19 protein-coding genes are annotated in these 21436 nt (G+C 69.9%); 11 read left to right on the top strand and 8 right to left on the bottom strand.

Features of this window, described 5'->3' with window-relative positions:
• Nucleotides 1-90 precede the first annotated feature (90 nt).
• From ACR5MH_RS03645 to ACR5MH_RS03660, 4 genes are read left to right on the top strand one after another with little or no spacing between them, the layout of a single operon-like run.
• Complete coding sequence (locus ACR5MH_RS03645; protein ID WP_433862301.1) at nucleotides 91-1305, top strand: ABC transporter substrate-binding protein; 1215 nt, start codon at nucleotides 91-93, stop codon at nucleotides 1303-1305.
• The gene (locus ACR5MH_RS03650) at nucleotides 1305-2504 is read left to right on the top strand and encodes an ABC transporter ATP-binding protein (protein WP_431346006.1); all 1200 of its coding nucleotides are present in this window, start codon (nucleotides 1305-1307) and stop codon (nucleotides 2502-2504) included. Before ACR5MH_RS03645 ends, ACR5MH_RS03650 begins: the two co-directional genes overlap by 1 nt.
• A gap of 6 nt (nucleotides 2505-2510) precedes the next feature.
• Nucleotides 2511-3425, top strand: a complete 915-nt coding sequence (locus tag ACR5MH_RS03655; RefSeq protein ID WP_433862599.1) for an ABC transporter permease — start codon at nucleotides 2511-2513, stop codon at nucleotides 3423-3425.
• Between the two features lie 59 nt (nucleotides 3426-3484).
• Complete coding sequence (locus tag ACR5MH_RS03660) at nucleotides 3485-4255, top strand: ABC transporter permease (RefSeq protein ID WP_433862600.1); 771 nt, start codon at nucleotides 3485-3487, stop codon at nucleotides 4253-4255.
• Nucleotides 4256-4271: 16 nt separating this feature from the next.
• On the opposite strand, the gene ACR5MH_RS03665 is transcribed toward ACR5MH_RS03660, so the two are convergent.
• Both ACR5MH_RS03665 and gabT read right to left on the bottom strand, forming a co-directional pair.
• A complete protein-coding gene (locus tag ACR5MH_RS03665) occupies nucleotides 4272-5270 on the bottom strand; it encodes an asparaginase (RefSeq protein WP_433862302.1) in 999 nt (332 codons plus the stop codon).
• 14 nt (nucleotides 5271-5284) lie between these two features.
• Nucleotides 5285-6640, bottom strand: a complete 1356-nt coding sequence (gene gabT, locus ACR5MH_RS03670) for a 4-aminobutyrate--2-oxoglutarate transaminase (RefSeq protein WP_431346010.1) — start codon at nucleotides 6638-6640, stop codon at nucleotides 5285-5287.
• Between the two features lie 38 nt (nucleotides 6641-6678).
• Between gabT and ACR5MH_RS03675 the strand changes: the two genes are divergently transcribed.
• A complete protein-coding gene (locus ACR5MH_RS03675; protein WP_431346011.1) occupies nucleotides 6679-7152 on the top strand; it encodes an OsmC family protein in 474 nt (157 codons plus the stop codon).
• A 169-nt stretch (nucleotides 7153-7321) separates the two neighbouring features.
• Here ACR5MH_RS03675 and ACR5MH_RS03680 read toward each other — a convergent pair whose 3' ends face one another.
• The 3 genes from ACR5MH_RS03680 to ACR5MH_RS03690 are packed head-to-tail and all read right to left on the bottom strand — an operon-like array spanning nucleotide 7322 to nucleotide 10414.
• A complete protein-coding gene (locus ACR5MH_RS03680; RefSeq protein ID WP_433862303.1) occupies nucleotides 7322-8092 on the bottom strand; it encodes a lysophospholipid acyltransferase family protein in 771 nt (256 codons plus the stop codon).
• Nucleotides 8093-8138: 46 nt separating this feature from the next.
• Nucleotides 8139-9047, bottom strand: a complete 909-nt coding sequence (locus ACR5MH_RS03685) for a hypothetical protein (RefSeq protein ID WP_433862304.1) — start codon at nucleotides 9045-9047, stop codon at nucleotides 8139-8141.
• A 20-nt stretch (nucleotides 9048-9067) separates the two neighbouring features.
• On the bottom strand, nucleotides 9068-10414 hold the full coding sequence (locus ACR5MH_RS03690; protein ID WP_431346556.1) for an aminotransferase class III-fold pyridoxal phosphate-dependent enzyme: 1347 nt from the start codon (nucleotides 10412-10414) through the stop codon (nucleotides 9068-9070).
• A 41-nt stretch (nucleotides 10415-10455) separates the two neighbouring features.
• Between ACR5MH_RS03690 and ACR5MH_RS03695 the strand changes: the two genes are divergently transcribed.
• From ACR5MH_RS03695 to ACR5MH_RS03715, 5 genes are all read left to right on the top strand, one after another.
• A complete protein-coding gene (locus tag ACR5MH_RS03695) occupies nucleotides 10456-11457 on the top strand; it encodes an FKBP-type peptidyl-prolyl cis-trans isomerase (protein WP_433862305.1) in 1002 nt (333 codons plus the stop codon).
• The gene (dxr, locus tag ACR5MH_RS03700) at nucleotides 11457-12542 is read left to right on the top strand and encodes a 1-deoxy-D-xylulose-5-phosphate reductoisomerase (RefSeq protein WP_431346554.1); all 1086 of its coding nucleotides are present in this window, start codon (nucleotides 11457-11459) and stop codon (nucleotides 12540-12542) included. Before ACR5MH_RS03695 ends, dxr begins: the two co-directional genes overlap by 1 nt.
• Nucleotides 12543-12671: 129 nt before the next feature.
• Nucleotides 12672-14003, top strand: a complete 1332-nt coding sequence (locus tag ACR5MH_RS03705; protein WP_433862306.1) for a M50 family metallopeptidase — start codon at nucleotides 12672-12674, stop codon at nucleotides 14001-14003.
• Nucleotides 14004-14068: 65 nt separating this feature from the next.
• The gene (gene ispG, locus ACR5MH_RS03710) at nucleotides 14069-15226 is read left to right on the top strand and encodes a flavodoxin-dependent (E)-4-hydroxy-3-methylbut-2-enyl-diphosphate synthase (RefSeq protein WP_433862307.1); all 1158 of its coding nucleotides are present in this window, start codon (nucleotides 14069-14071) and stop codon (nucleotides 15224-15226) included.
• A 53-nt stretch (nucleotides 15227-15279) separates the two neighbouring features.
• Nucleotides 15280-17046: a proline--tRNA ligase gene (locus ACR5MH_RS03715; RefSeq protein ID WP_431346553.1), complete on the top strand. Its 1767-nt coding sequence runs from the start codon at nucleotides 15280-15282 to the stop codon at nucleotides 17044-17046.
• Nucleotides 17047-17080: 34 nt separating this feature from the next.
• Here the strand turns inward: ACR5MH_RS03715 and ACR5MH_RS03720 are convergent, their stop codons facing one another.
• Genes ACR5MH_RS03720 through ACR5MH_RS03730 form a run of 3 tightly spaced genes read right to left on the bottom strand, consistent with a single transcriptional unit; the run spans nucleotide 17081 to nucleotide 20406 of the window.
• Nucleotides 17081-18154 (bottom strand): FUSC family protein, encoded by a 1074-nt coding sequence (locus ACR5MH_RS03720; protein ID WP_431346552.1) that lies wholly within the window; start codon nucleotides 18152-18154, stop codon nucleotides 17081-17083.
• 47 nt (nucleotides 18155-18201) lie between these two features.
• Nucleotides 18202-19296 carry a winged helix DNA-binding domain-containing protein gene (locus ACR5MH_RS03725; protein WP_431346551.1) on the bottom strand — a complete coding sequence of 365 codons (1095 nt, stop codon included), beginning with the start codon at nucleotides 19294-19296 and terminating at the stop codon, nucleotides 18202-18204.
• Between the two features lie 42 nt (nucleotides 19297-19338).
• On the bottom strand, nucleotides 19339-20406 hold the full coding sequence (locus ACR5MH_RS03730; RefSeq protein ID WP_433862308.1) for an App1 family protein: 1068 nt from the start codon (nucleotides 20404-20406) through the stop codon (nucleotides 19339-19341).
• A 205-nt stretch (nucleotides 20407-20611) separates the two neighbouring features.
• On the opposite strand from ACR5MH_RS03730, the gene ACR5MH_RS03735 reads away from it, so the two are divergent.
• Entirely contained in the window at nucleotides 20612-21271 is a 660-nt protein-coding gene (locus ACR5MH_RS03735) for a TetR/AcrR family transcriptional regulator (protein ID WP_431346550.1), read from the top strand.
• Nucleotides 21272-21436 lie beyond the last annotated feature (165 nt).

Here is a 21436-nt window from a genome sequence, read left to right on the forward strand (position 1 = left end):
GCCAGGATCGACCCACCGCGGCGGCACGACGACGTGCTTCCGGCGGACAGCCCTCCAGGCAACACCAGATAGACCCGAAGGAGCTCCGCAGTGAATTCAAGGCCACTCCCTGAAGACCCGATGATCCGCCGGCTGGTCCAGTCCGCCCGCGCGTCGCAGCTCACCCGCCGCGGTCTGCTGGCCGGCGCGACGGCCGGCGCGGCAGCGCTCGCGCTGGCCGCCTGCTCGACCGGCGGCGCGTCGGGCAAGCCCACCCCGGCGAAGGACCAGTCGTCCACCGACAAGACGCTCACCTGGGCGAACTGGCAGGCGTACCTCGACCAGGACGCGAACGGAAAGTACCCGACGCTGGAGGCCTTCCAGAAACAGACCGGCATGTCGGTCAAGTACGACGTCGCCGTGGACGACAACAACACGTACTACGCCAAGGTGAAGGACCAGCTCGCACTCGGCAAGGACATCGGCGCCGACACCGTCTGCCTCACCGACTGGATGATCGCCCGGTGGATCCGCCTCGGCTACGTCCAGAGCTTCGACTCCTCGGCCATCCCGAACAAGAAGAACCTCACCTCGAACCTCGTCGATGTCGACTTCGATCCGGGCCGGAAGAAGTCGCTGCCGTGGCAGAGCGGCTTCGCGGGCATCTGCTGGAACAAGTCGAAGCTGCCGAACGGCCTGAAGTCGATCGAGGACCTGTGGAAGCCCGACCTCAAGGGCAAGGTCGGTGTGCTCAGCGAGATGCGCGACACGATGGGCCTGCTCCTGCTGCAGCAGGGCGTCGACATCTCGAAGCACTTCAGCGACGACGACTACAACAAGGCCATCGACACACTGACCCAGAAGGTCAACGACGGCCAGATCCGCAACATCAAGGGCAACTCGTACCTCAACGACCTCAAGTCCGGCGACACCCTCGCGGCGATCTGCTGGTCCGGCGACATCACCCAGCTCAACGCCGAGGCAGGCGACAACTGGCAGTTCGCGATCCCGGAGGCCGGCGGCACCCTGTGGAGCGACAACTTCGTCATCCCGATCGGCTCACCCCGCAAGGCGAACGCCGAGAAGCTGATCGACTACTACTACGAGCCGGAGGTCGCCGCCGAGGTCGCCGCCTGGGTCAACTACATCACGCCGGTGCAGGGCGCCAAGGAGGCCGCGGTCAAGATCGACCCGAACCTCGCCGAGAACCAGCTCATCTTCCCCGACAGCGAGACGCTGTCGAAGGTGAAGATCTTCCGCAGCCTCACGCCGGCGGAGGAGCAGAAGTACCAGGCGTCGTTCCAGAAAGTGATCCTGGGGGCCTGATGCCGAAGGGAGTCTTCGCCGAGTCGGGCGCCGACCTGCAACTCGTCGGCATCACGAAGCGGTTCCCCGGGTTCACCGCCATCGAGAGCCTCGACCTGACGATCCCTGCCGGGTCGTTCTTCGCCCTGCTCGGCCCGAGCGGCTGCGGCAAGACGACGACGCTCCGGCTGGTCGCGGGCCTCGAGGAACCGACGGCGGGTCGCATCCTCATCGGCGGGAAGGACGTCACCAGCACCAAGCCGTTCCAGCGGCCGGTGAACACGGTGTTCCAGAGCTATGCGCTCTTCCCGCACATGACGATCCTGGAGAACGTGGCGTTCGGCCTCCGCCGGCGCCGGATCGGCGACCCGGTCGCCAAGGCGCACCAAGCGCTGCGGTTGGTGGAGCTCGACCACCTGGCGGCGCGCCGCCCGTCGCAGCTCTCCGGTGGCCAGCAGCAGCGCGTCGCGCTCGCCCGCGCGGTCGTGAACCGGCCCGCGCTGCTGCTCCTCGACGAGCCGCTCGGTGCGCTGGACCTCAAGCTGCGCCGCCAGATGCAGCTCGAGCTGAAGTCGATCCAGACCGAGGTCGGCCTGACCTTCGTGCACGTCACGCACGACCAGGAGGAGGCCATGACGATGGCCGACACGGTCGCGGTCATGAACAAGGGCCGGATCGAGCAGATGGGCGCGCCGGAGCTGCTCTACGAGCTGCCGTCGACGGTGTTCGTGGCGAACTTCCTCGGCCAGTCGAACCTCTTCGCCGGTCCCGTCATCGACAGCGCGGGCGAAACGCTCGGCGTGGAGGTCGGCGGCCGGCGCATCCAGGTGCCGCGGACCCGGGCCCAGCGCAGCTCCGGCACGGTCACCGTGGGCGTACGCCCGGAGAAGCTGACGCTGCACGCGGGGGAGCACACGATCCCGCCCGGTGCGAACCGGCTCGGCCCCGGCCGGGTCATCGACGTCTCGTTCAGCGGCGTGAGCACGCAGTACCTCGTGGACATGCCGGGCATCGGCACGGTGATCGTGTTCGCGCAGAACCTCGCGAGCGGCCCGGCCGCCGGCTTCGGCGACGAGGTCTGGGTGTCGTGGGAGGCCTCCCACACCTTCGTGCTGGCCGACGAGCCGCCGGCCGACGGGAGATTCGCGGACGACACCGACACGCAGTCGGTGGCGGCGCAGGCGAAGGAGCGGCTGCTGTCCGAGCTGGAGGAGGCGTAGATGGCCATCGCCGCGTTCACCGGGGCTCCCGCAACCCAGGACCAGGAGCCTCCGGCGCGGCGCAAGTCGGGGATCGCGCTGGTCCTGCTGCTGCCCGGCGTGCTGTACCTGGTGCTGTTCTTCCTGACCCCGCTCGTCTCGCTCATCATCACGTCGTTCCAGACGCCTGCGCCGGAGGGCGACATCGGGCAGTACGTCGCGGCGTTCCAGTGGCAGAACTACACCGACGCGATCTCCGAGTACTGGCCGCAGATCCTGCGCTCGTTCGGCTACGCGCTGATCGCCACCGCGGCGGCGCTCGTGATCAGCTACCCGCTGGCGTACTTCATCGGCGTGAAGATGCGGTCGAAGCCCGTGCTGCAGAACCTGCTGATGACCCTCGTCATCGCGCCGTTCTTCATCAGCTTCCTGCTGCGGACCCTCGCCTGGAAGTCGATCCTCAGCGACGACGGCTGGGTGGCGAGCTCGCTGAAGGCGCTCAGCATCCTTCCGCCGGACGCCCACATCACCGGCACGCCGTTCTCGGTCATCTTCGGTCTGACATACAACTTCATCCCGTTCATGACGCTGCCGCTGTACTCGACGCTGGAGCGGCTGGACACCCGGTTGCTCGAGGCGGGGCGCGACCTCTACGCGAGCAACTGGATGACGTTCCGAAAGATCACCGTCCCGCTGTCGATGCCCGGCATCGTCTCCGGGACGCTGCTGACCTTCATCCCGGCTGCCGGCGACTACATCAACGCGTCGCAGGACTTCCTCGGCGCCGCGGACACCTCGATGATGGGCAACGTCATCGAGAGCAACTTCCTGGTGCTGCAGAACTATCCGGCGGCGGCGGCGATGTCGGTCATTCTGATGGCGGTCATCCTGGTGATCGTCGGGTTCTACGTGCGGCGGAGCGGGACGGAGGACCTGCTGTGACGACCACGACGACCACGCGCTCGCGCCCCCGGTTCCGGTTCCAGGGGCTCGGGCTCGGCGTGTACGCCTTCCTGGCGCTGGCGTTCCTGCTGATCCCGATCGTGTACACGTTCGTGTTCTCGTTCAACGACGCGATCAAGAACAACATCGCCTGGCGCGGCTTCACCCTCCGCAACTGGACCAACGTGTGCGACGCGGCCGGCATCTGCGACGCCTTCACCGCCTCGATCATCATCGGCATCGTCTCGACGGTGATCGCGACGGTGCTCGGCACCATGATCGCGATCGCGCTGATGCGCTACCGGTTCCGGTTCCGCTCGCAGACCAGCCTGCTGCTGTTCCTGCCGATGGCGAGCCCGGAGGTCGTGCTCGGCGCAGGACTCGCGGCGCAGTTCCTGAGCCTGAGTGTGAACAAGGGCTTCGGGACGATCATCATCGCCCACGTCATGTTCTGCATCAGCTTCGTGGTGGTGACGGTGAAGGCACGCGTCGCCTCGCTCGACCCGGCGCTGGAGGAGGCCGGACGCGACCTGTACGGGTCGCCGAACGCAGTGTTCTGGCGGATCACGTTCCCGCTGCTGCTGCCGGGCATCCTGTCGGCCGCACTGCTGTCGTTCTCGCTGAGCTTCGACGACTTCATCATCACGAACTTCAACGCCGGAGCGGTGACGACGTTCCCGATGTACATCTACATCGCGGCGTCGCGCGGCATCCCGGCCCAGGCGAACGTGATCGCGTCGGCAGTGTTCATCCTGACGATCCTGGTCGTGCTGATCTCCCAGCTCACCGCGGCCGCCCGCGCCAAGCGCCTCGCCCGCGCCACCCAGTGACCCCTCCGGCGGGAGGTCAGCGCGTGTAGGAGGCGCGGATCTGGCCGACGGGGACGCCGTTGCCGAGGACCGCGAGGTCCAGCTTCGGGGCGACGGCGTCCACCGCGGTGCGCTCGATCGCGCCCGCGTCCGCCAGCAGCGACAGAGCGACGATGGAGGCCGCGCGCAGGCTGCCGTCGAGGACCTTGAGGCTGACGGTGGTGCCGTCCGGCGCGGCCATGACCATGACACCCTCGGCGCCGAGCTTGGCGAAGATCCCGAGCTCATCGATCACGACGGTGTTGGCGCGGCCCGGACCGTCGATGGCCCAGCCGTTGGCGAGCACCGCGGTCCGCAGCAGGGCCGCATTGCGGTAGAGCGCGAAGGGCGAGCCCTCCGACGCCGTGCCGATCCGCTGGATGCCGCGCGCGAGCGCCAGCAGCGACATCGCGTGCACGGGAGCTCCGCAGCCGTCGACCCCGGTCGCGACGACCTTCTCGCCGGTCAGTCGCTCCGTGGTGTCGCGGATGTGCTGCTGCAGCGGGTGCTGCTGGCTGAGGTAGCTCTCCATCGGCCAGTGGTTCACCCGACAGGCCAGCAGCATCGCGGCGTGCTTGCCCGAACAGTTCATGTACACCGGGCTGCGCTGGCCGCCCTCGCGGATCGCGTTCTCACGCGATGCGCCGTCCAGCGGCCAGTCCGCGGGGCAGTGCAGAGCGTCCTCGGTGAGCTGGGCCTGCGCGAGCAGTCCTCGCACCACCGAGATGTGCGCGGGAGTGCCCGCGTGGCTCGCTGTGGCGAGCACGGCGCCCGCGCCCTCCAGGGTCGCGCCCGCGCCCATGACCGCCACAGCTTGGAACGGCTTCAGAGACGAGCGCGGGAACACCGGCTTCTCCGGCGCCCCGAGCGAGCGGACGACGGCGCCGTCCGGGCCGAGCACCACGGCGGACCCGGCGTGACGGGACTCGATGAACCCGCTGCGCTCGACGACCGCCAGCTCCACCGCCTCGGCGGTGCCGAAGACCTCCGAAGTCACGGCGACCTCCGGCGTCACAGCGCGGCGAACGCGTCGTCGAGGACGGACATCGCATCCGCGATGAGCTCGTCGCTCACGGCGAGGCTCGGCAGGAAGCGGAGCACGTTGCCGAAGGTGCCGGCGTTGAGGAACAGGATGCCGTGCTGCGCCGCGTAGGCGACGATCGCGTTCACTGCCTCCGGGTTCGGGATCTTGGTGGTCTCGCCGGTGCCCGGCTGGACCAGCTCGATCGCGACCATCGCGCCGATGCCGCGCACGTCGCCGATGATGTCGTACTTCGCCTTCAGCTCCTCCAGCGCGGGCTTGAGGGCCTTCTCGATGCGTGCGCCGCGGGCGAGGAGGTCGCCCTTCTCGATCTGCTCGAAGACCGCGATGGCGGCCGCCGCGGCGACGGGGTTGCCGCCGAAGGTGCCGCCGAGGCCGCCGGGCTGGGCGGAGTCCATGATCTCGGCGCGGCCGGTGACGGCGGCGAGCGGGAGTCCTCCCGCGATGCCCTTGGCGCTGAGCACCAGGTCGGGCACGAGGCCGAAGTGCTCGCTGGCGAAGAACGCGCCGGTGCGGGCCATGCCGCTCTGGATCTCGTCGGCGATGAAGACGACGCCGTTGGCCGTGCACCACTCCTGCAGCGCCGCGAGGTAGCCCTCGGCCGGGACGACGAAGCCGCCCTCGCCCTGGATCGGCTCGGCGACGAGGCAGGCCAGGTCGGTCGCTCCGACGACCTTCTCGAGGTATGCGATGGTGCGCGCGGCCGCCTCGGCGCCGCTCAGTCCGTCGCGGTACGGGTAGGAGTTGGGCGCGTGATAGACGTCGCCGGCGAACGGGCCGAAGCCGGTCGCGTACGGCATGGCCTTGTAGTTCATCGCCATCGTGAGGTTGGTGCGGCCGTGGTACGCGTGGTCGAGCACGGCGACGGCGCGGCGGCCGGTGTGCTTGCGGGCGATCTTGACGCCGTTCTCGACGGCCTCCGCGCCGGAGTTGACCAGCACGGTCTTCTTCGCGTGGTCGCCCGGGGTGTGCGCGGCGAGGAGTTCGGCGACGCGCACATACTCCTCGTACGGCGTGATGGTGAAGAGCGTGTGGATGACGTCCTGAAGCTGATCGGCGGCGGCCGCGACGACCGCGGTCTCGGTATGGCCGATCGTGGTCACGCCGATGCCGGCGCCGAAGTCGACGAACTGGTTGCCGTCGACGTCGACCAGGATGGCGCCGTTCGCGCGGGCGATGTACACGGGCAGGGCCGACGAGACTCCGGTCGGCACCACGGCGAGGCGGCGCTGATGCAGCTCCTGAGACTTCGGGCCGGGGACGGCGGTGACGATGCGGCGTTCTTGCTCCACGGTGAACGTGGGCGTGCTCAGGGTCTCAGTCATGATGATGGCCAGTTTAGCCGGGGTGCGAGAATCGAACCATGAAGCTCGAGCACCGCTATGCGATCGACCTGCAGTGGACCGGCAACCGCGGGGAGGGGACCAGCGGCTACAAGTCCTACGGCCGCGACCACACGGTGAGCACCGAGGGCAAGCACCCCATCGAGGGATCGGCCGACCGCGCCTTCTTCGGCGACACGGACCGCTGGAACCCGGAGGAGCTGCTGCTCGCCGCGCTCAGCCAGTGCCACATGCTCAGCTACCTGGCGGAGGCCGCCCGGGCGGGCGTCGTCGTCGTGGGCTACACGGACGCCGCGACGGGCGTCATGGAGCAGACGAACGACGGTGGAGGCCACTTCACCGGCGCGACGCTGCGGCCCAAGGTGACGATCGCCGACCCGGCGCAGGCCGAGCTGGCGGCGTCGCTGCACGCGCCGGCGTCGGCCAAGTGCTTCATCGCCGCCAGCGTCAACTTCCCTGTCGCTCACGAGCCCGAGCTCCTCACCCTCGCCTGACCCCCACTCTGGCTGACGACATTCGTACCGAATGTCGCGAAAACGCGCCGCATTCCCCGCATTCGTGCCGAAGCGCGCGGACTGCGCGCGACGACATTCGTGCCGAAGCGCGCGGACTGCGCGCGACGAGATTCGTGCGGAATCGCGCGGGGGCGAGAGGGAGCGAGCGCTAGAGGCGCTCGGGGCGCAACGCGCGCTTGACGCGCTCGACCGTGTTCGCCGGCGGCGACTCGTTGTACGTGCCCGCGAGCTCCTGTCCGGTGAGCTTGTGGATGGCCGCCATGATCTCGTCGGTCGCCTGACGGCGTGCGCGGCCGGACTCCGGGGGCCCGTAGTGCGCGACGTCGATCGGCTCGCCGAACGCGATGGTGATGCGGCGGACGCGCGGGAACTTCGCACCGACCGGCTGCACCTCGTTCGTGCCGATCAGCCCCACTGGGACGACCTTGGCCCCCGTGGTCAGCGCCAGCCAGCCGATCCCGGTGCGGCCCTTGTAGAGCCGGCCGTCGAGCGAGCGGGTCCCCTCCGGATAGACCGCGAAGGCGGCGCCCGTGTCGATGATCCGGCGCGACTGCTCCAGGGCCTCCTGGGCGGCCTGCCCGGCCCCGCGCTTGACGCCGACCGCGCCGATCGCGGTGAAGAACGACCGCGAGACCGCGCCCTTGAACCCGGTGCCCTCGAAGTAGTGCGACTTGGCGAGGAACTGCACGCGGCGCGGCGAGGTCATCGGGATGACCAGCGAGTCGATGAACGACAGGTGGTTGCTGGCCAGGATGATCTTGCCGTGGCGCGGCACGTTGCGGGCGCCGATGACGCGCGGCCGGTAGATGAGGCGCAGCAGCGGCGCCACCACCCGGCGGCCGATGAAGTAGGTCAGTCCCGGACGCGGGAGGACCTCCGCCTCCGCCTCGGGCCCTTCGCCGGGTGCTGTCTGACTCACAGAACGAGGGTAGTCCCGGACGTATGCCACGGACGGCATGAGACGGTCACCGCCCGAACGGCCGCAGCGGTGCGCAACCCCACCCTCCGGTGTAGATCAGGCACGGGAGCTGGAGCCCCGGGTACCGCACACTGCGCGGGTCGCCGAACCAGGAGGTGTACAGCCGCGAGAAGTTGAGGTTGCCGAAGGCCGAGCACGCGTCGCCCGGACCGGTCGGATGTGCGACCGTCTGCTTGTCGGGCTGGTACGGCGTGTAGTTGTAGAGGTTCGCCGTGGCCTGGTTCACGACCGTGACCGTGCTCGCCCCGCAGCCGGCGTCGGGGTGGTACTGGATCCGGTTCGCGCCGACCCGGTAGCGCCAGTCGGTCGGGTGCGCGGTGTACTCCCGGAACTGCCACGCCGCGCGGTAGACCTGGTTGAAGAAGCCGAAGTAGCGCGTGTCGCAGGCCGCGGTGTCCGGGCACGCGTACCCGGTCGCCTTCTGGTACCCGGACGCGCTCGGCGTGGTGAGCAGCGACTGCTCCTTCTGCAGCAGCACCAGGAGCACACGCGGGCTGACCGTGCAGGCCCGCGCGATGCGCACGACGATGCTGCTGGCCCGCTCGTTCCTCTGCGCCGGGATGGCGGCGCAGCGTTCGGCGGAGGCCGGGGTGCGCGGCACGTCCATGCGGAAGTCCGACAGGCACGGGGAGGCGTCCTTGGGGGTGCACGCGCGGGTGTCCAGGAAGCGCTGCACCTGGTCGGCCGTCATCGCATACGGGTTGTAGAAGCTGTCGTCGCTGATGATGTCGCCGGGGTCGAACGCAGGCCGGGGCTTCGTCGCGACCGTCACCGCCGCTCCCGGGGCCGCGGCCCGCGCGTCCTCCGCGGGCGCGCCTCCGACGGCGGGCAGCGCCGCGAGGACCGCCGCGGTCACGAGGACCGCGGCGCCGAGCCGTCGGCGGGGGAGGCGCATGGGCTCCGTCTCCGGGCGGGTCAGCCGAGGCGGCCGAGCGCCTCTTCGATCACGGTGGCGGCGTCGTCGATCAGCTCCTCGCTGATGACGACCGAAGGCAAGAGCCGCAGGACGCTGTCCCAGCTGCCGGCATCCAGCGGGATGACCCCGTTGGCGGTCGCATGCGCGAGCACGGCCTTCAGTGCATCAGGGTTGGGTTTCTTCGTCCCGGGCACGACCAGCTCCACGCCGAACATCGCGCCGACGCCGCGGACCTCGCCGACGACGGGGAAGCGATCGGCCCAGTCTCCGATCCGCGCCCAGAGCGCCTTCTCGACGCGCTTCGCCTCGGCGAGCAGGTCCTCCTGCTCGAAGGCCTCGAAGACCGCGAGCGCTGCGGCGGTGGAGACCGGGTTGCCGCCGAACGTTCCGCCGATGCCGCCGGGCTGGACCGCATCCATGATCTCGGCGCGGCCGGTCACCGCTGCGAGCGGGAAACCGCCCGCGATGCCCTTGGCGGACGTGATCAGATCGGGGACGACGCCGTGGTGCTCGATCGAGTACCAGGTGCCGGTGCGGCCGATGCCGGCTTGGATCTCGTCGGCGACGAAGACGATGCCGTTCTCGGTGCAGTACTCCGAGAGGCGCGTGAAGTAGCCGGGCGCCGGGATGATGATGCCGCCGTCGCCCTGCACCGGCTCCACGAACAGCGCTGCCAGCTCGGTGGCTCCGATGTGCGTCTCGATGTAGTCGATGGTGCGGTCCGCGGCCTCCTCGCCCGTCATCCCCTCCGGGTCGCGGAACGGGTAGCTGATCGGGAGGCTGTAGATCTCGCCAGGGAACGGGCCCATGCCCGCGCGCTCCGGCCAGGGGCGGTAGGTCATCGCCATCGTCAGGTTGGTGCGGCCGTGGAAGGCGTGGTCGAGGGTCGCGATGGCGCGGCGGCCAGTGTACTTGCGAGCGATCTTGACCGCGTTCTCCACGGCCTCCGCGCCCGAGTTGACCAGGATGCTGTGCTTCTCGAAGTCGCCCGGCGTGATCTCGGCCAGCTTCTCGGCGACGCGCACGTAGTTCTCGTACGGCGTCACGGTGAAGAGCGTGTGGGTGAGCTTCGCGGCCTGCTCGGCCGCGGCAGCGGCGACGGCGGGGTGCGCGTGGCCGATGGTGGTCACACCGATGCCGCAGCCCAGGTCGATCAAGCGGTTGCCGTCGACGTCGACCAGGATCGCTCCCGAGCCGGACTCCATGTAGATGTTCGCGAGCGTCCCGGCGCCGCGGCTGACCGACGCGACGCGGCGCTGCTGCAGCTCCACCGAGCGCGGGCCGGGCAGCTCGGTGACGACGTGACGGGACTGAGGGACGGAGAAGTCGCGGGTCATGTCCTCCATCGTATGGGCGTTGTTCAGGCGTCCGTTCAGCGGGGACCTAGGTGGATGAGGCAGACTGGCTCCTCGTGCGCAGATCCCTCTCCGTCCTCACAGCCGCCCTCGTCGTCGCCGGCCTCGCCGCCTGCAGCTCCTCGTCGCCTTCTCCCACGGCGTCCAGCACCGCTGCGGCCGCGAGCTGCCAGAACGTGAAGTCGGGCTCGACCTCCGACTCCGTCAAAGTCTCCGGCGAATTCCACCAGACGCCGACGGTGACCTTCCCGACTCCGCTCAAGGTCACGGATCTCGAGCGCACCGTGGTGACGAAAGGCACCGGCAAGAAGATCGACGCGGGGGCGACCGCCGGACTCGCCCTTGCGGCATACGACGGCACCACGGGTAAAGAGCTCGCCGCGCCCGAGGGCTTCGGCACCCAGGCCGCAGTCGATGCGCCGGTCGACGACACGAAGTGGCTTCCGGGCTTCGTCCGCGGTGTCGAGTGCCTGAATGTCGGCTCGCGGGTCGTCGTGACCGCCACGGCCGAGCAGGCCTTCGGCAAGGCCTACTCCCAGCTGAACCTCAAGCAGAACGCCCCCGTCGTGCTGCTGGCCGACATCGTCAACATCCCGCCCAAGCTGCCCACCAAGGCGAACGGAACGGCCGTTCCTCCCACCCCGGGCTTCCCGACGGTGAAGCTCAGCAAGACGGGCGAGCCGACCATCACCATCCCGAAAGCCGACCCGCCGACGGAGACGCGGGTCGCTGAGCTGAAGAAGGGCTCGGGCGAGACCGTTCTGCCGGGCGACACGGTCACGGTTCAGTACAAGGGCGTGATCTGGCGGAACGGCCAGATGTTCGACTCCAGCTGGAGCCGGGGCCAGACGGCGTCGTTCAAGACGACGGAGGTCGTGAAGGGCTTCCAGAAGGCTCTCGAGGGCCAGACAGTCGGCTCGCAGGTCATCACGATCGTGCCGCCCGCCGACGGCTACGGCGCGGCCGGCCAGGGCGACATCAAGGGCACCGACACCATGGTCTTCGTGGTCGACATCCTCGGGACCACACGCTGATGGCGCCGCGCCGCGTCGTCATCCTCGGCTCGACCGGCTCGATCGGCACGCAGGCGCTCGACGTCATCGCGGCGAACCCCGACCGGTTCGACGTGGTCGGGCTCACCGCCGGGCGCAACGCCGACCTCCTCGCCGAGCAGGCGGAGCGGTTCGGCGTGCGCGACACGGCACTCGGCGCCGACGACGCGGTGCGGCTGATCCACTCGGTCGAGGCGGACGTGGTGCTCAACGGCATCACCGGCTCGGTCGGGCTCGGCCCGACGCTCGCGGCCCTGGAGACCGGGGCGATGCTCGCGCTCGCCAACAAGGAGTCGCTGATCGTCGGCGGCGCGCTGGTGAAGCAGGCCGCGGCCCCCGGCCAGCTCGTCCCGGTCGACTCGGAGCACTCGGCGCTCGCCCAGGCTCTGCGCTCCGGCACAGCCGACGAGGTGCGCCGGCTCGTGCTGACGGCGTCGGGAGGCCCCTTCCGCGGCCGCTCGCGCGACTCGCTCCGAGACGTCACGCCGGCCGAGGCGCTGGCGCACCCGACCTGGGACATGGGCCTGGTCGTGACGACCAACTCGGCGACCCTCGTCAACAAGGGTCTCGAGGTCATCGAGGCCCACCTGCTCTTCGACGTCCCCTACGACCGGATCGAGGTGACGGTGCACCCGCAGTCCGTCATCCACTCGATGGTGGAGTTCGTGGACGGCTCGACCATCGCGCAGGCGTCCCCGCCCGACATGCGCCTCCCGATCTCGCTCGGCCTCGGCTGGCCCGACCGGGTGCCGGGTATCGGTGCGCCGCTGGACTGGACGCAGGCGCACTCCTGGACGTTCGAGCCCCTCGACACCGAGGCGTTCCCCGCCGTGGCGCTCGCCAAGCGGGTCGGGACGGCGGGCGGCACGTACCCGGCGGTGTTCAACGCGGCCAACGAGCAGGCGGTCGCGGCCTTCCACGCCGGCGCGATCGGCTACCTGGACATCGTGGACACAGTGGAGCGTGTCGTGGACGAGCACGAGCCGTCCGGCGAGCTGACCCTGGAGTCGCTGGCGGAAGCCGAGCGCTGGGCGCGCGCGGCTGCCGACGCCCACCTGGCCGGCTGACCGTCGTCGAAGGGCACCTCAATGCCCTGAAACGCCGTTTCAAGGGCGTCTACGTGTCCCTCGACGAGGGTTGACGTGCACATAGGGTTCGTGGGGTTCGCTCCAAGGGTCCGCCGCTAGCCTGGGCATGTGGATTCCGTGCTCCTGTTCATCCTCGGCGTCGTCATCATCCTGGTGGGCGTCGCGCTCTCGATCGCGTTGCACGAGATCGGCCACCTGGTCCCCGCCAAGCTGTTCGGCGTGAAGGTCACCCAGTACATGATCGGATTCGGCCGCACGCTGTTCTCGGTCAAGCGCGGGGAGACGGAGTACGGCCTCAAGGCGATTCCGCTCGGCGGCTACATCTCGATGATCGGGATGTTCCCGCCCGGCAAGGAGGGCGGCAGCGGCCGCAACGCGACCACCGGCTTCATGCAGGCCATGGTGCAGGACGCCCGCAGCTCCAGCGCCGAGACGGTCGGGGAGGGCGAGGAGGGCCGCACCTTCTACCGCCTCCCGGTGTGGAAGCGCATCGTCATCATGTTCGGCGGGCCGTTCATGAACCTGCTGATCGCGGTGGTGCTGTTCGGGGTGCTGCTGATGGGGTTCGGGACGGCGCAGGCATCGACGACCATCGGGTCGGTCAGTCAGTGCGTGCAGCCCACTACGAGCACTTCCCAGACCTGCGGCGCCGACGCGAAGCAGGCTCCCGCCGCCGCGGCAGGGCTGAAGCCCGGCGACACCATCGTCAGTATCGACGGGACGAAGATCAGCTCGTGGAAACAGGCGACGGTCATCATCCGAGACTCCGCGGACGTGCCGCTGAGGGTCGTGGTCCGACGTGACGGGCAGGACCGCACGATGGTCCTCACCCCGATGACGAACACAGTCGCCAGGCTCGACGCGAACGGGCAGGCGATCAAGGCCGCCGACGGCAGCATGGAGACCGTGAAGGCCGGCTTCGTCGGCATCGGAGCCGAGGAGAAGCTCGTCCCGCAGCCCATCACCTCCGTCCTCCCCGCCGTGGGCGCGCAGACCTCAGCGGTCGTCGGCGTCGTCATCCACCTGCCGCAGCGCATGGTGGACGTCTGGAACGCCGCCTTCGGCTCCGCGCCGCGCGACCCGAACGGCCCGCTCAGCCTGGTCGGGGTCGGCCGCGCGGCGGGGGAGTTGACCGCGCTCAACGGCGTGCCGGTGGTGGACAAGGTCTACTCGATGATCGGCATCCTCGCGTCGCTGAACATCGCGCTGTTCGTCTTCAACCTCATCCCGCTGCTGCCGCTCGACGGCGGGCACATCGCGGGTGCTCTCTGGGAGGGCTTCCGCCGGTCGATCGCGAAGCTGTTCAAGCGGCGCGACCCGGGGCCTGTGGACATGGCCAAGCTGATGCCCCTGACGATGGCCGTGGTCGTCGTGCTGGGCGGCATGAGCCTGCTGCTGATGTACGCGGACATCGTCAAGCCGGTCAACCTGTTCGGCTGACGCGGGCGGGGGCTCCACTCACCCGACGCCCAGGAGGTTCCCACCGGGCCGCGTAGGATTGTCGGGTGGCAGCAATCAATCTGGGGATGCCCAAGGTCCCCGAGACCCTCGCACCCCGTCGCAAGTCCCGCCAGATCCGTGTCGGAAAGGTCCTGGTCGGCGGCGACGCCCCGGTCAGCGTCCAGTCGATGTGCACGACGCCGACGACGAACATCAACGCGACCCTCCAGCAGATCGCCGAGCTGACGGCCTCCGGCTGCGACATCGTCCGGGTCGCCGTGCCGAGCCGGGACGACGCCGAGGCGCTGCCGATCATCGCCAAGAAGAGCCAGATCCCGGTCATCGCCGACATCCACTTCCAGCCCAACTACGTCTATGCGGCGATCGACGCCGGCTGCGCGGCCGTGCGGGTGAACCCGGGCAACATCCGCAAGTTCGACGACCAGGTCGGAAAGATCGCGGCCTACGCCAAGGCCGCGGGCGTCTCGCTGCGCATCGGCGTCAACGCGGGCTCGCTCGAGCCGAGCCTCCTGCAGAAGTACGGCAAGCCGACCGCGGAGGCGCTGGTCGAGAGCGCCGTCTGGGAGGCCAGCCTCTTCGAGGAGCACGACTTCCACGACTTCAAGATCTCGGTCAAGCACAACGACCCGATCGTGATGGTGAAGGCGTACCGCCAGCTCGCCGAGCGAGGCGACTGGCCCCTCCACCTCGGCGTGACGGAGGCCGGCCCGGCGTTCCAGGGCACCATCAAGTCCGCGACCGCGTTCGGCATCCTGCTGTCGGAGGGCATCGGCGACACCATCCGCGTCTCGTTGTCCGCGCCGCCGGCCGAGGAGGTGAAGGTGGGCCTGCAGATCCTGCAGTCGCTCAACCTCCGCGAGCGCAAGCTGGAGATCGTCTCCTGCCCGAGCTGCGGCCGCGCCCAGGTCGACGTCTACACCCTCGCCGACAGCGTCACGGAGGGCCTGCAGGGCATGAGCGTGCCGCTGCGCGTCGCGGTCATGGGCTGCGTCGTCAACGGCCCGGGCGAGGCCCGCGAGGCCGACCTCGGCGTCGCCAGCGGCAACGGCAAGGGCCAGATCTTCGTCAAGGGCGAGGTCATCAAGACCGTGCCGGAGGCCGAGATCGTGGCGACGCTCATCGAGGAGGCGAACCGCATCGCCGCCGAGATGGAGGACGCCCAGGTCGCCTCCGGCGCGCCGACGGTCACCGTCGGTCACTAGCGCCCGCCGCCGGTGCGGGAAGGCCACCTCCACCGCACCACTAACATGGAACGGTGCCTACTCGCCTGACGAACTACTTCCTCCGCACCCTCCGTGAAGACCCCTCCGACGCGGAGGTGACCAGCCACAAGCTCCTCGTGCGCGCCGGTTACATCCGCCGCCAGGCGCCGGGCATCTTCGCGTGGCTGCCGCTGGGGCTGCGGGTGAAGGCGCGGATCGAGCAGATCATCCGCGAGGAGATGACGGCCGCGGGCGCCCACGAGGTGCACTTCCCCGCCCTGCTGCCGCGCGAACCCTACGAGGCGACCGGCCGCTGGGAGGAGTACGGCGACGGGATCTTCCGGCTCAAGGACCGCAAGGACGCCGACTACCTGCTCGCGCCCACGCACGAGGAGGTCTTCACCCTGCTGGTCAAGGACCTCTATTCGTCGTACAAGGACCTGCCGCTGTCGATCTACCAGATCCAGGACAAGTACCGCGATGAGGCGCGTCCCCGGGCCGGCCTGCTGCGCGGGCGCGAGTTCACCATGAAGGACGCGTACTCCTTCGACTACACCGACGCGGGCCTCGACACCAGCTACATGGCGCAGCGCGACGCCTACGAGCGCATCTTCGGCCGCCTCGGCCTCGACTACGTGATCGTGCAGGCCGACGCCGGCGCGATGGGCGGTTCCCGCAGCGAGGAGTTCCTGCACCCCACCCCGGTCGGCGAGGACACCTTCGTGCGCTCGGCGGGCGGCTACGCGGCCAACGTGGAGGCCTTCACCACGCTCGTGCCGCCCACACGCGGCTACGAGAAGCTGACGCCGCAGGAGGTGCTCGACACCCCGAACACGCCCACCATCCAGACCCTGGTCGACGTCGCGAACGAGAAGCACCCGCGCCCGGACGGCCGCGCCTGGACCGCCGCGGACACGCTCAAGAACGTCGTCCTGGCGCTCACCCACCTGGACGGCACGCGCGAGCTCGTCGTCGTCGGCCTGCCCGGCGACCGGGAAGTCGATCTGAAGCGCGCCGAGGTGGCCTTCGCGCCCGCGGAGGTGGACGCCGCGACCGAGGACGACTTCCGCACGCATCCCGGCCTGGTGAAGGGCTACATCGGCCCCTGGTCGGCCGAGGGCCCTGTGCTCGGCGAGGAGGCTTCGACCGGCATCCGCTATGTCGTCGACCCGCGGGTGGTCGACGGCTCGGGCTGGATCACCGGGGCGAACGTCCACGGCAAGCATGTCTTCGGACTGGTCGCCGGCCGCGACTTCGCCTGGGACGGCACCGTGGAGGTCGCCGAGGTGAAGCCGGGCGACGCCGCTCCGGACGGCTCCGGTCCCGTCGAGCTGGCGCGCGGCATGGAGATCGGCCACGTCTTCCAGCTCGGCCGCAAGTACGCCGAGGCGCTGGGCCTGAAGGTGCTGGACGAGAACGGCAAGCTCGTCACGGTGACGATGGGCTCCTACGGCATCGGCGTCACGCGCATCCTGGCGATCATCGCCGAGGAGAACAACGACGACAAGGGCCTGGTCTGGCCGGCGGCGGTCGCGCCGTTCGACGTGCACGTGGTGGCCGCGGGCCGCGACGCCGTCGCGTTCGAGGTGGCCGAGCAGGCCGCCGCAGAGCTGGAGGCCGCCGGCCTCGAGGTGCTGCTGGACGACCGTCCCAAGGTGTCGCCGGGTGTGAAGTTCGGCGACGCCGAGCTCATCGGCATCCCGCGCGTGCTCGTCGCCGGCCGCGGCGCCGGCGACGGCGAGGTCGAGCTGTGGGACCGCCGGACCGGCGAGCGGTCGACGCTTCCGCTCGCGGAGGCGGTGGCGGCGCTGACCGCCTGAGGACTCTCCGACGCCGCCTGCCGCGCTTCGCGGTTCAGGCGGCGTCGTCGTCCCCGGTGATCTCCGCGTGGATGCGGCGGAGGTCCTCCATGAGCGAGCCGATCAGCACCCAGTGCCGCGGGTTCGGGGTGCTGATGACGAGCGGCGCTGTGAGGACGGGAATTCCCGCCGTCTCCGTGCCGGGCTCCTCGACGGGCGCGTCCGGGTCGCGCGACAGCAGCCGCAGGTCGTGGGCGGAGCGCTCCAGCTCGTCCGCGATCGCCGCGATGGTCGGCTCGTCGGCGAGGCTGTCGTCGTAGTGGTCGTGGAACGCCCGGGTCATGCCGAGCGAGCGCGTGATCAGCGGCCGCAACCGCGCGAAGAGCTGCTGGTCGTGCTCCAGGACGACCCGGTGCTTGGACTGGCGGGGATTGAGCGTGAGGCTCTCGTCGGCCGAGGTCAGCGCGGCCTCCGCCTTCTTCTCCATCGGACGCAGCAGGCGCGCCTCGATGAGCAGCGCGTCCCGCTCGCCGGATGTCGGCCGGCTGGTCAGGGCGACGGCGAGCCGGTCGAGCGTCGACGCGATCTCGCGGCCGAGGTCGAGGACGGCGGTGCGGGCCGGCCCGGTGAGCACCGGCGGGACGATCGCGATGTTGACGATGACGCCGATCGCCGCGCCGAGCACGGTCTCCACGATGCGGGCGACGGCGTACTCCGGGTTGGTCGCGCCGAGCGAGAGGACGAGCATGACGCTGATCGGGATCTGGTTCGCTGTGCCCGGCGTCAGCTTGAGCGCCCACGAGATGACGAGGGACGCGACGATGGCGACCAGGACGATCCAGGTGTTCGCCCCGAACAGCAGGCCGACCACGTAGGCGATGACGACGCCGAGGATCACCCCGAGCGAGCGCTCGACGGCGCGGCCGACCGACTGGTTCACGCTCGGCTGCACGACGAGCAGGGCCGCGATCGTCGCGAACACCGGGAGCTCGCCGGGGAAGAGCAGCGCGGCGACGCCCCACGAGATGATCATCGCGGTAGCGGTCTTGGCCACCTGCAGGAACGGGAGCCGCGTCGTCGTCCGGATGTTCGCGGGGAGGGTGAGGGGAACCCGGAACTTCGAACGCACAGCTCCAGCGTAGCCGGACGCCATGACCCCGGGATTCCCCGCGCGACTCAGGAGGCGTAGCGCCGGTACGCCTCCGACGCGCGCTCGGCGGCCCGCTCCTGCCCGGCCGTGAGCGGCGCGAACGACTGGATGTCCACCGCGCCGCGACCCTCCGTGCCGGCTGCGGCCTTCCCGCGTCGCCAGGTTCCCACCACGCGCCCCCGGGCCACCACGATCGGCTGGAACACACCGTTGCCGCCGGGGACGATCCGCTGGAAGTGCTCGTCGTCGAGCACGAGGTCGCGCTGCTGGTACCCGAGCAGGTACTCGTCGAAGGCGGGAAGGAGGTGCACGGCCTCCCGCTCCCGCCGCGATTGCGCGAGCCCTGCGGCCCGGTCGGCCAGCTCGGCCGTCAGCAGGTACTCGACGCCGTCGACCTCCAGCGCGGTGATCGCGTCGCCGAGGACCGCGCGGGCGGTCTTCGCGCCGGCGACCGTGCCTTTGGTCCACCAGACGAAGTCCCGCACGGTCGCCGGGCCGTGGCCGCGGAGGTACCGGAGCAGGAACTCACCCCACGCCTCGTCCGGTTCGAGCCGGCGGGACTGCGGCGCCCACTCGTCCAGCAGCACCAGGGCCTGCTGCGTGCGGAGGGCCGGCCCCCAGCAGATCAGCCCGGTCTGCGCCAGGTAGTAGATGAGGTGGTAACCGCGCTGGCCGGCCGTCGCGATGCCGTTCGCCTCCCACAGCTCCATCAGTTCGGCACGGCCGATGCTCGCGCCGCCGGCGAGGGTCTCGGTGGCCACATCGCGCGCGCGGACGAAGTCGGGCGTGTCCAGCTCGAGCTGTTTGTGCCGGGCGGCCAGGCCCGCGATCATCCGGCCGGTGGTGATCCCGAGCATCCAGCGGAGGTCCTCCGGCGGGACGAAGTGCAGTGTGCCGCGCATCGGCCACGACCGCACGATGCGTCCGGCGTCGAGGTCGGCCAGCACGTCGGCCCGGGTGACGCCGCCCGTGCGCACGCCCAGTGCCCAGGATCCTGCGGCGAAGTCCTGCGCCTGCACGGCGAGCATCCTGCGCGCGACGTCGGCGGGGGTGGCCTCGCGGTCGCCGTCGATCGCGTGGGCGAGGCGGCGCAGGCGCAGCAGGTCGGCGCGGGAGGTCATGGACCCAGTCTGGCGCAGACCGCCGTCACGGGCGGCGCCCGCTCACGGAAGGAGGTCGTGCTCTTTCAGCTGGTCGCTCAGTCCCGCGCCGTCGGGGGCGTACATCCACGGCGCGCCGGAGATCTCGCTGTGCTTCTCCGCTTTCGAGCGGCCGCCGGCCAGCACCGCCTCGCTGTTGGAGAGCTGCCGGATGGCGACGCCCGCCACGTTGCCCGGGTGCTCCCTGGCGAAATCGCTGTAGAGCCCCTCGTCGTGCTGTCCGTCGTCGCCGATGAGCAACCACTTCAGCCCGGGGAACTCGTCGGCCAGCCGGGCGAGGCTGACGCGCTTGTGCTCGCGGCCCGAGCGGAAGAACCGGTCGTGGGTGGGCCCCCAGTCCGTGAGGAGCAGCGGCCCAGCGGGTAACAGGTTGCGCGAGAGGAAGCGCGTGAGGGTCGGCGCGACGTTCCAGGCGCCGGTGGAGAGGTAGATGACCGGGGCGCCGGGGTGCGCCGCGGAGAGCCGTTCCAGCAGCACGGCCATGCCGGGGGTGGGGACGCGCGCGTGCTCGTCCAGCACGAAGGTGTTCCAGGCGGCGAGCAGGGGCCGGGGGAGCGCGGTGACCATCACGGTGTCGTCCACGTCGGAGATGATTCCGAAGGTGGCCTTGGGGTCGACGATGTAGACCGGCGCCTCGAACACGCGCGGGGACTCCGGCGTCGTGAGCTTCACGGTGTGCCATCCCGGTGCGAGCTGGACCGGGAGGACCGTGTCGATGACGCCGCCGCGGTCCGGCCGGACGACGTGGTGCGCGCCGTCGACCTGCACCGTGACGGCGACGTCGCCGACCGGGACGCTGATGAACGATCGCCAGCCGCGGATGGACTCCTCGCGCTTGCGGTGCTTGCGCTCGGCGCGGCTGCCCGGGCGCGGCTCCTTCGCCAGCACGACCCGGCCGAGGATGCGCACCCAGGTGGGCGAGCCGTAGCCGGTGTACGGGACGACGGTCGCCAGGAAGCCGTGCTTGCGCGCGCGGCGGGCACGGAATTCGTGGAAGGCGTCCTCGATGCGCGCCGCACGGTGCATGATCGGGTCGACGCTCGTGCTGCGCTTGGCCGGGTCAACAGTCATAGAGACACCAGTTTCTCACGGAGTGAAGGTTCGCTCAGACGCAGCCCCCAGATCTGGGGTGAGGATTCTTCGGTGTGTCGGAGGAAATTCCCCAGCAAAGGTGAGATTTCCACAATATGATCCCGATAGCGCGACGGAATGGACCGTCGCCGGGCTGGGGACCCGCACGCGTATCGTGGAGAAAGAGAAAGAAGGAGTCGCCCTCGTGCCCATCAACGACCTGGTCGCCGCACAGAACACCGCCGGAGCGCCGCTCGTACGGACGGAGCCGATCCAGGAGCGCAGCGCCGCCCGGATCGACGCCCTCCTCGACGCCGCCGCGGAGGTGGTGGACGAGATCGGATTCGACCGCCTGACGACCGCGATGGTCGCCGAGCGCGCCGGCGCGTCCATCGGCACGGTCTACCGGTACTTCCCGGACCGCATCGTCCTGCTGCAGGCGCTGCGCGACCGCGCGCTGCTGCGCTACCGGCACTCCGTGGTCGCGGCCATCCACGCCGAGAGCCCCGAACACTGGTGGAACGCCGTGGAGTGCGCGATCGACGCGTTCGTCGCGATGTTCCGCACCGAGCCGGGCTTCCGCATCATCCGCTTCACCGACGCCGAGCGCTCCGGCCTGCCCGGCGAGGAGGAGCCGGAGCAGACGGCGTCGTTCGCGTCGCAGTTCGCCTCGATCCTGTCGGAGGAGTACGGCCTCCCCGCGGGCGAGGACCTCGCCTTCCGGCTGGAGATCGTCGTGGAGATCATGGACGGCCTGATCAACCGGGCCTTCCTCGACGACCCGATGGGAGACTCCCGCTACATCGACGAGGCGCGCGTCGTGGCCCGCGAGTACCTGGAGCGGCGGTACGACCCGAAGAGCTGAGGCTCTTCGGGGAATGTCGGCGGTATGGGACAGGGTTGTCTCATGGTGACTGGGTTTCCTGCCACAAACCGACCCAATTCGTTGCGCATTGAGCAAAACGCTGTTTGGGTGGATTCGATGGCCCCGAAATCAGAGACCACCCCGTCCCGTCAACCGAGAGCTGAG

This window comes from Streptomyces sp. L7 (assembly GCF_050990935.1).
GTDB lineage: Bacteria > Actinomycetota > Actinomycetes > Actinomycetales > Microbacteriaceae > Leifsonia.

Coding starts and splice junctions, on each gene's coding strand:
- ACR5MH_RS03650 (WP_431346006.1), top strand. CDS start 1,305: ATGCCGAAGGGAGTCTTCGCCGAGTCGGGCGCCGACCTGCAACTCGTC.
- ACR5MH_RS03675 (WP_431346011.1), top strand. CDS start 6,679: ATGAAGCTCGAGCACCGCTATGCGATCGACCTGCAGTGGACCGGCAAC.
- ACR5MH_RS03690 (WP_431346556.1), bottom strand. CDS start 10,414: ATGGAGGACATGACCCGCGACTTCTCCGTCCCTCAGTCCCGTCACGTC.
- ACR5MH_RS03685 (WP_433862304.1), bottom strand. CDS start 9,047: ATGCGCCTCCCCCGCCGACGGCTCGGCGCCGCGGTCCTCGTGACCGCG.
- gabT (WP_431346010.1), bottom strand. CDS start 6,640: ATGACTGAGACCCTGAGCACGCCCACGTTCACCGTGGAGCAAGAACGC.
- ACR5MH_RS03730 (WP_433862308.1), bottom strand. CDS start 20,406: ATGACTGTTGACCCGGCCAAGCGCAGCACGAGCGTCGACCCGATCATG.
- dxr (WP_431346554.1), top strand. CDS start 11,457: ATGGCGCCGCGCCGCGTCGTCATCCTCGGCTCGACCGGCTCGATCGGC.
- ACR5MH_RS03725 (WP_431346551.1), bottom strand. CDS start 19,296: ATGACCTCCCGCGCCGACCTGCTGCGCCTGCGCCGCCTCGCCCACGCG.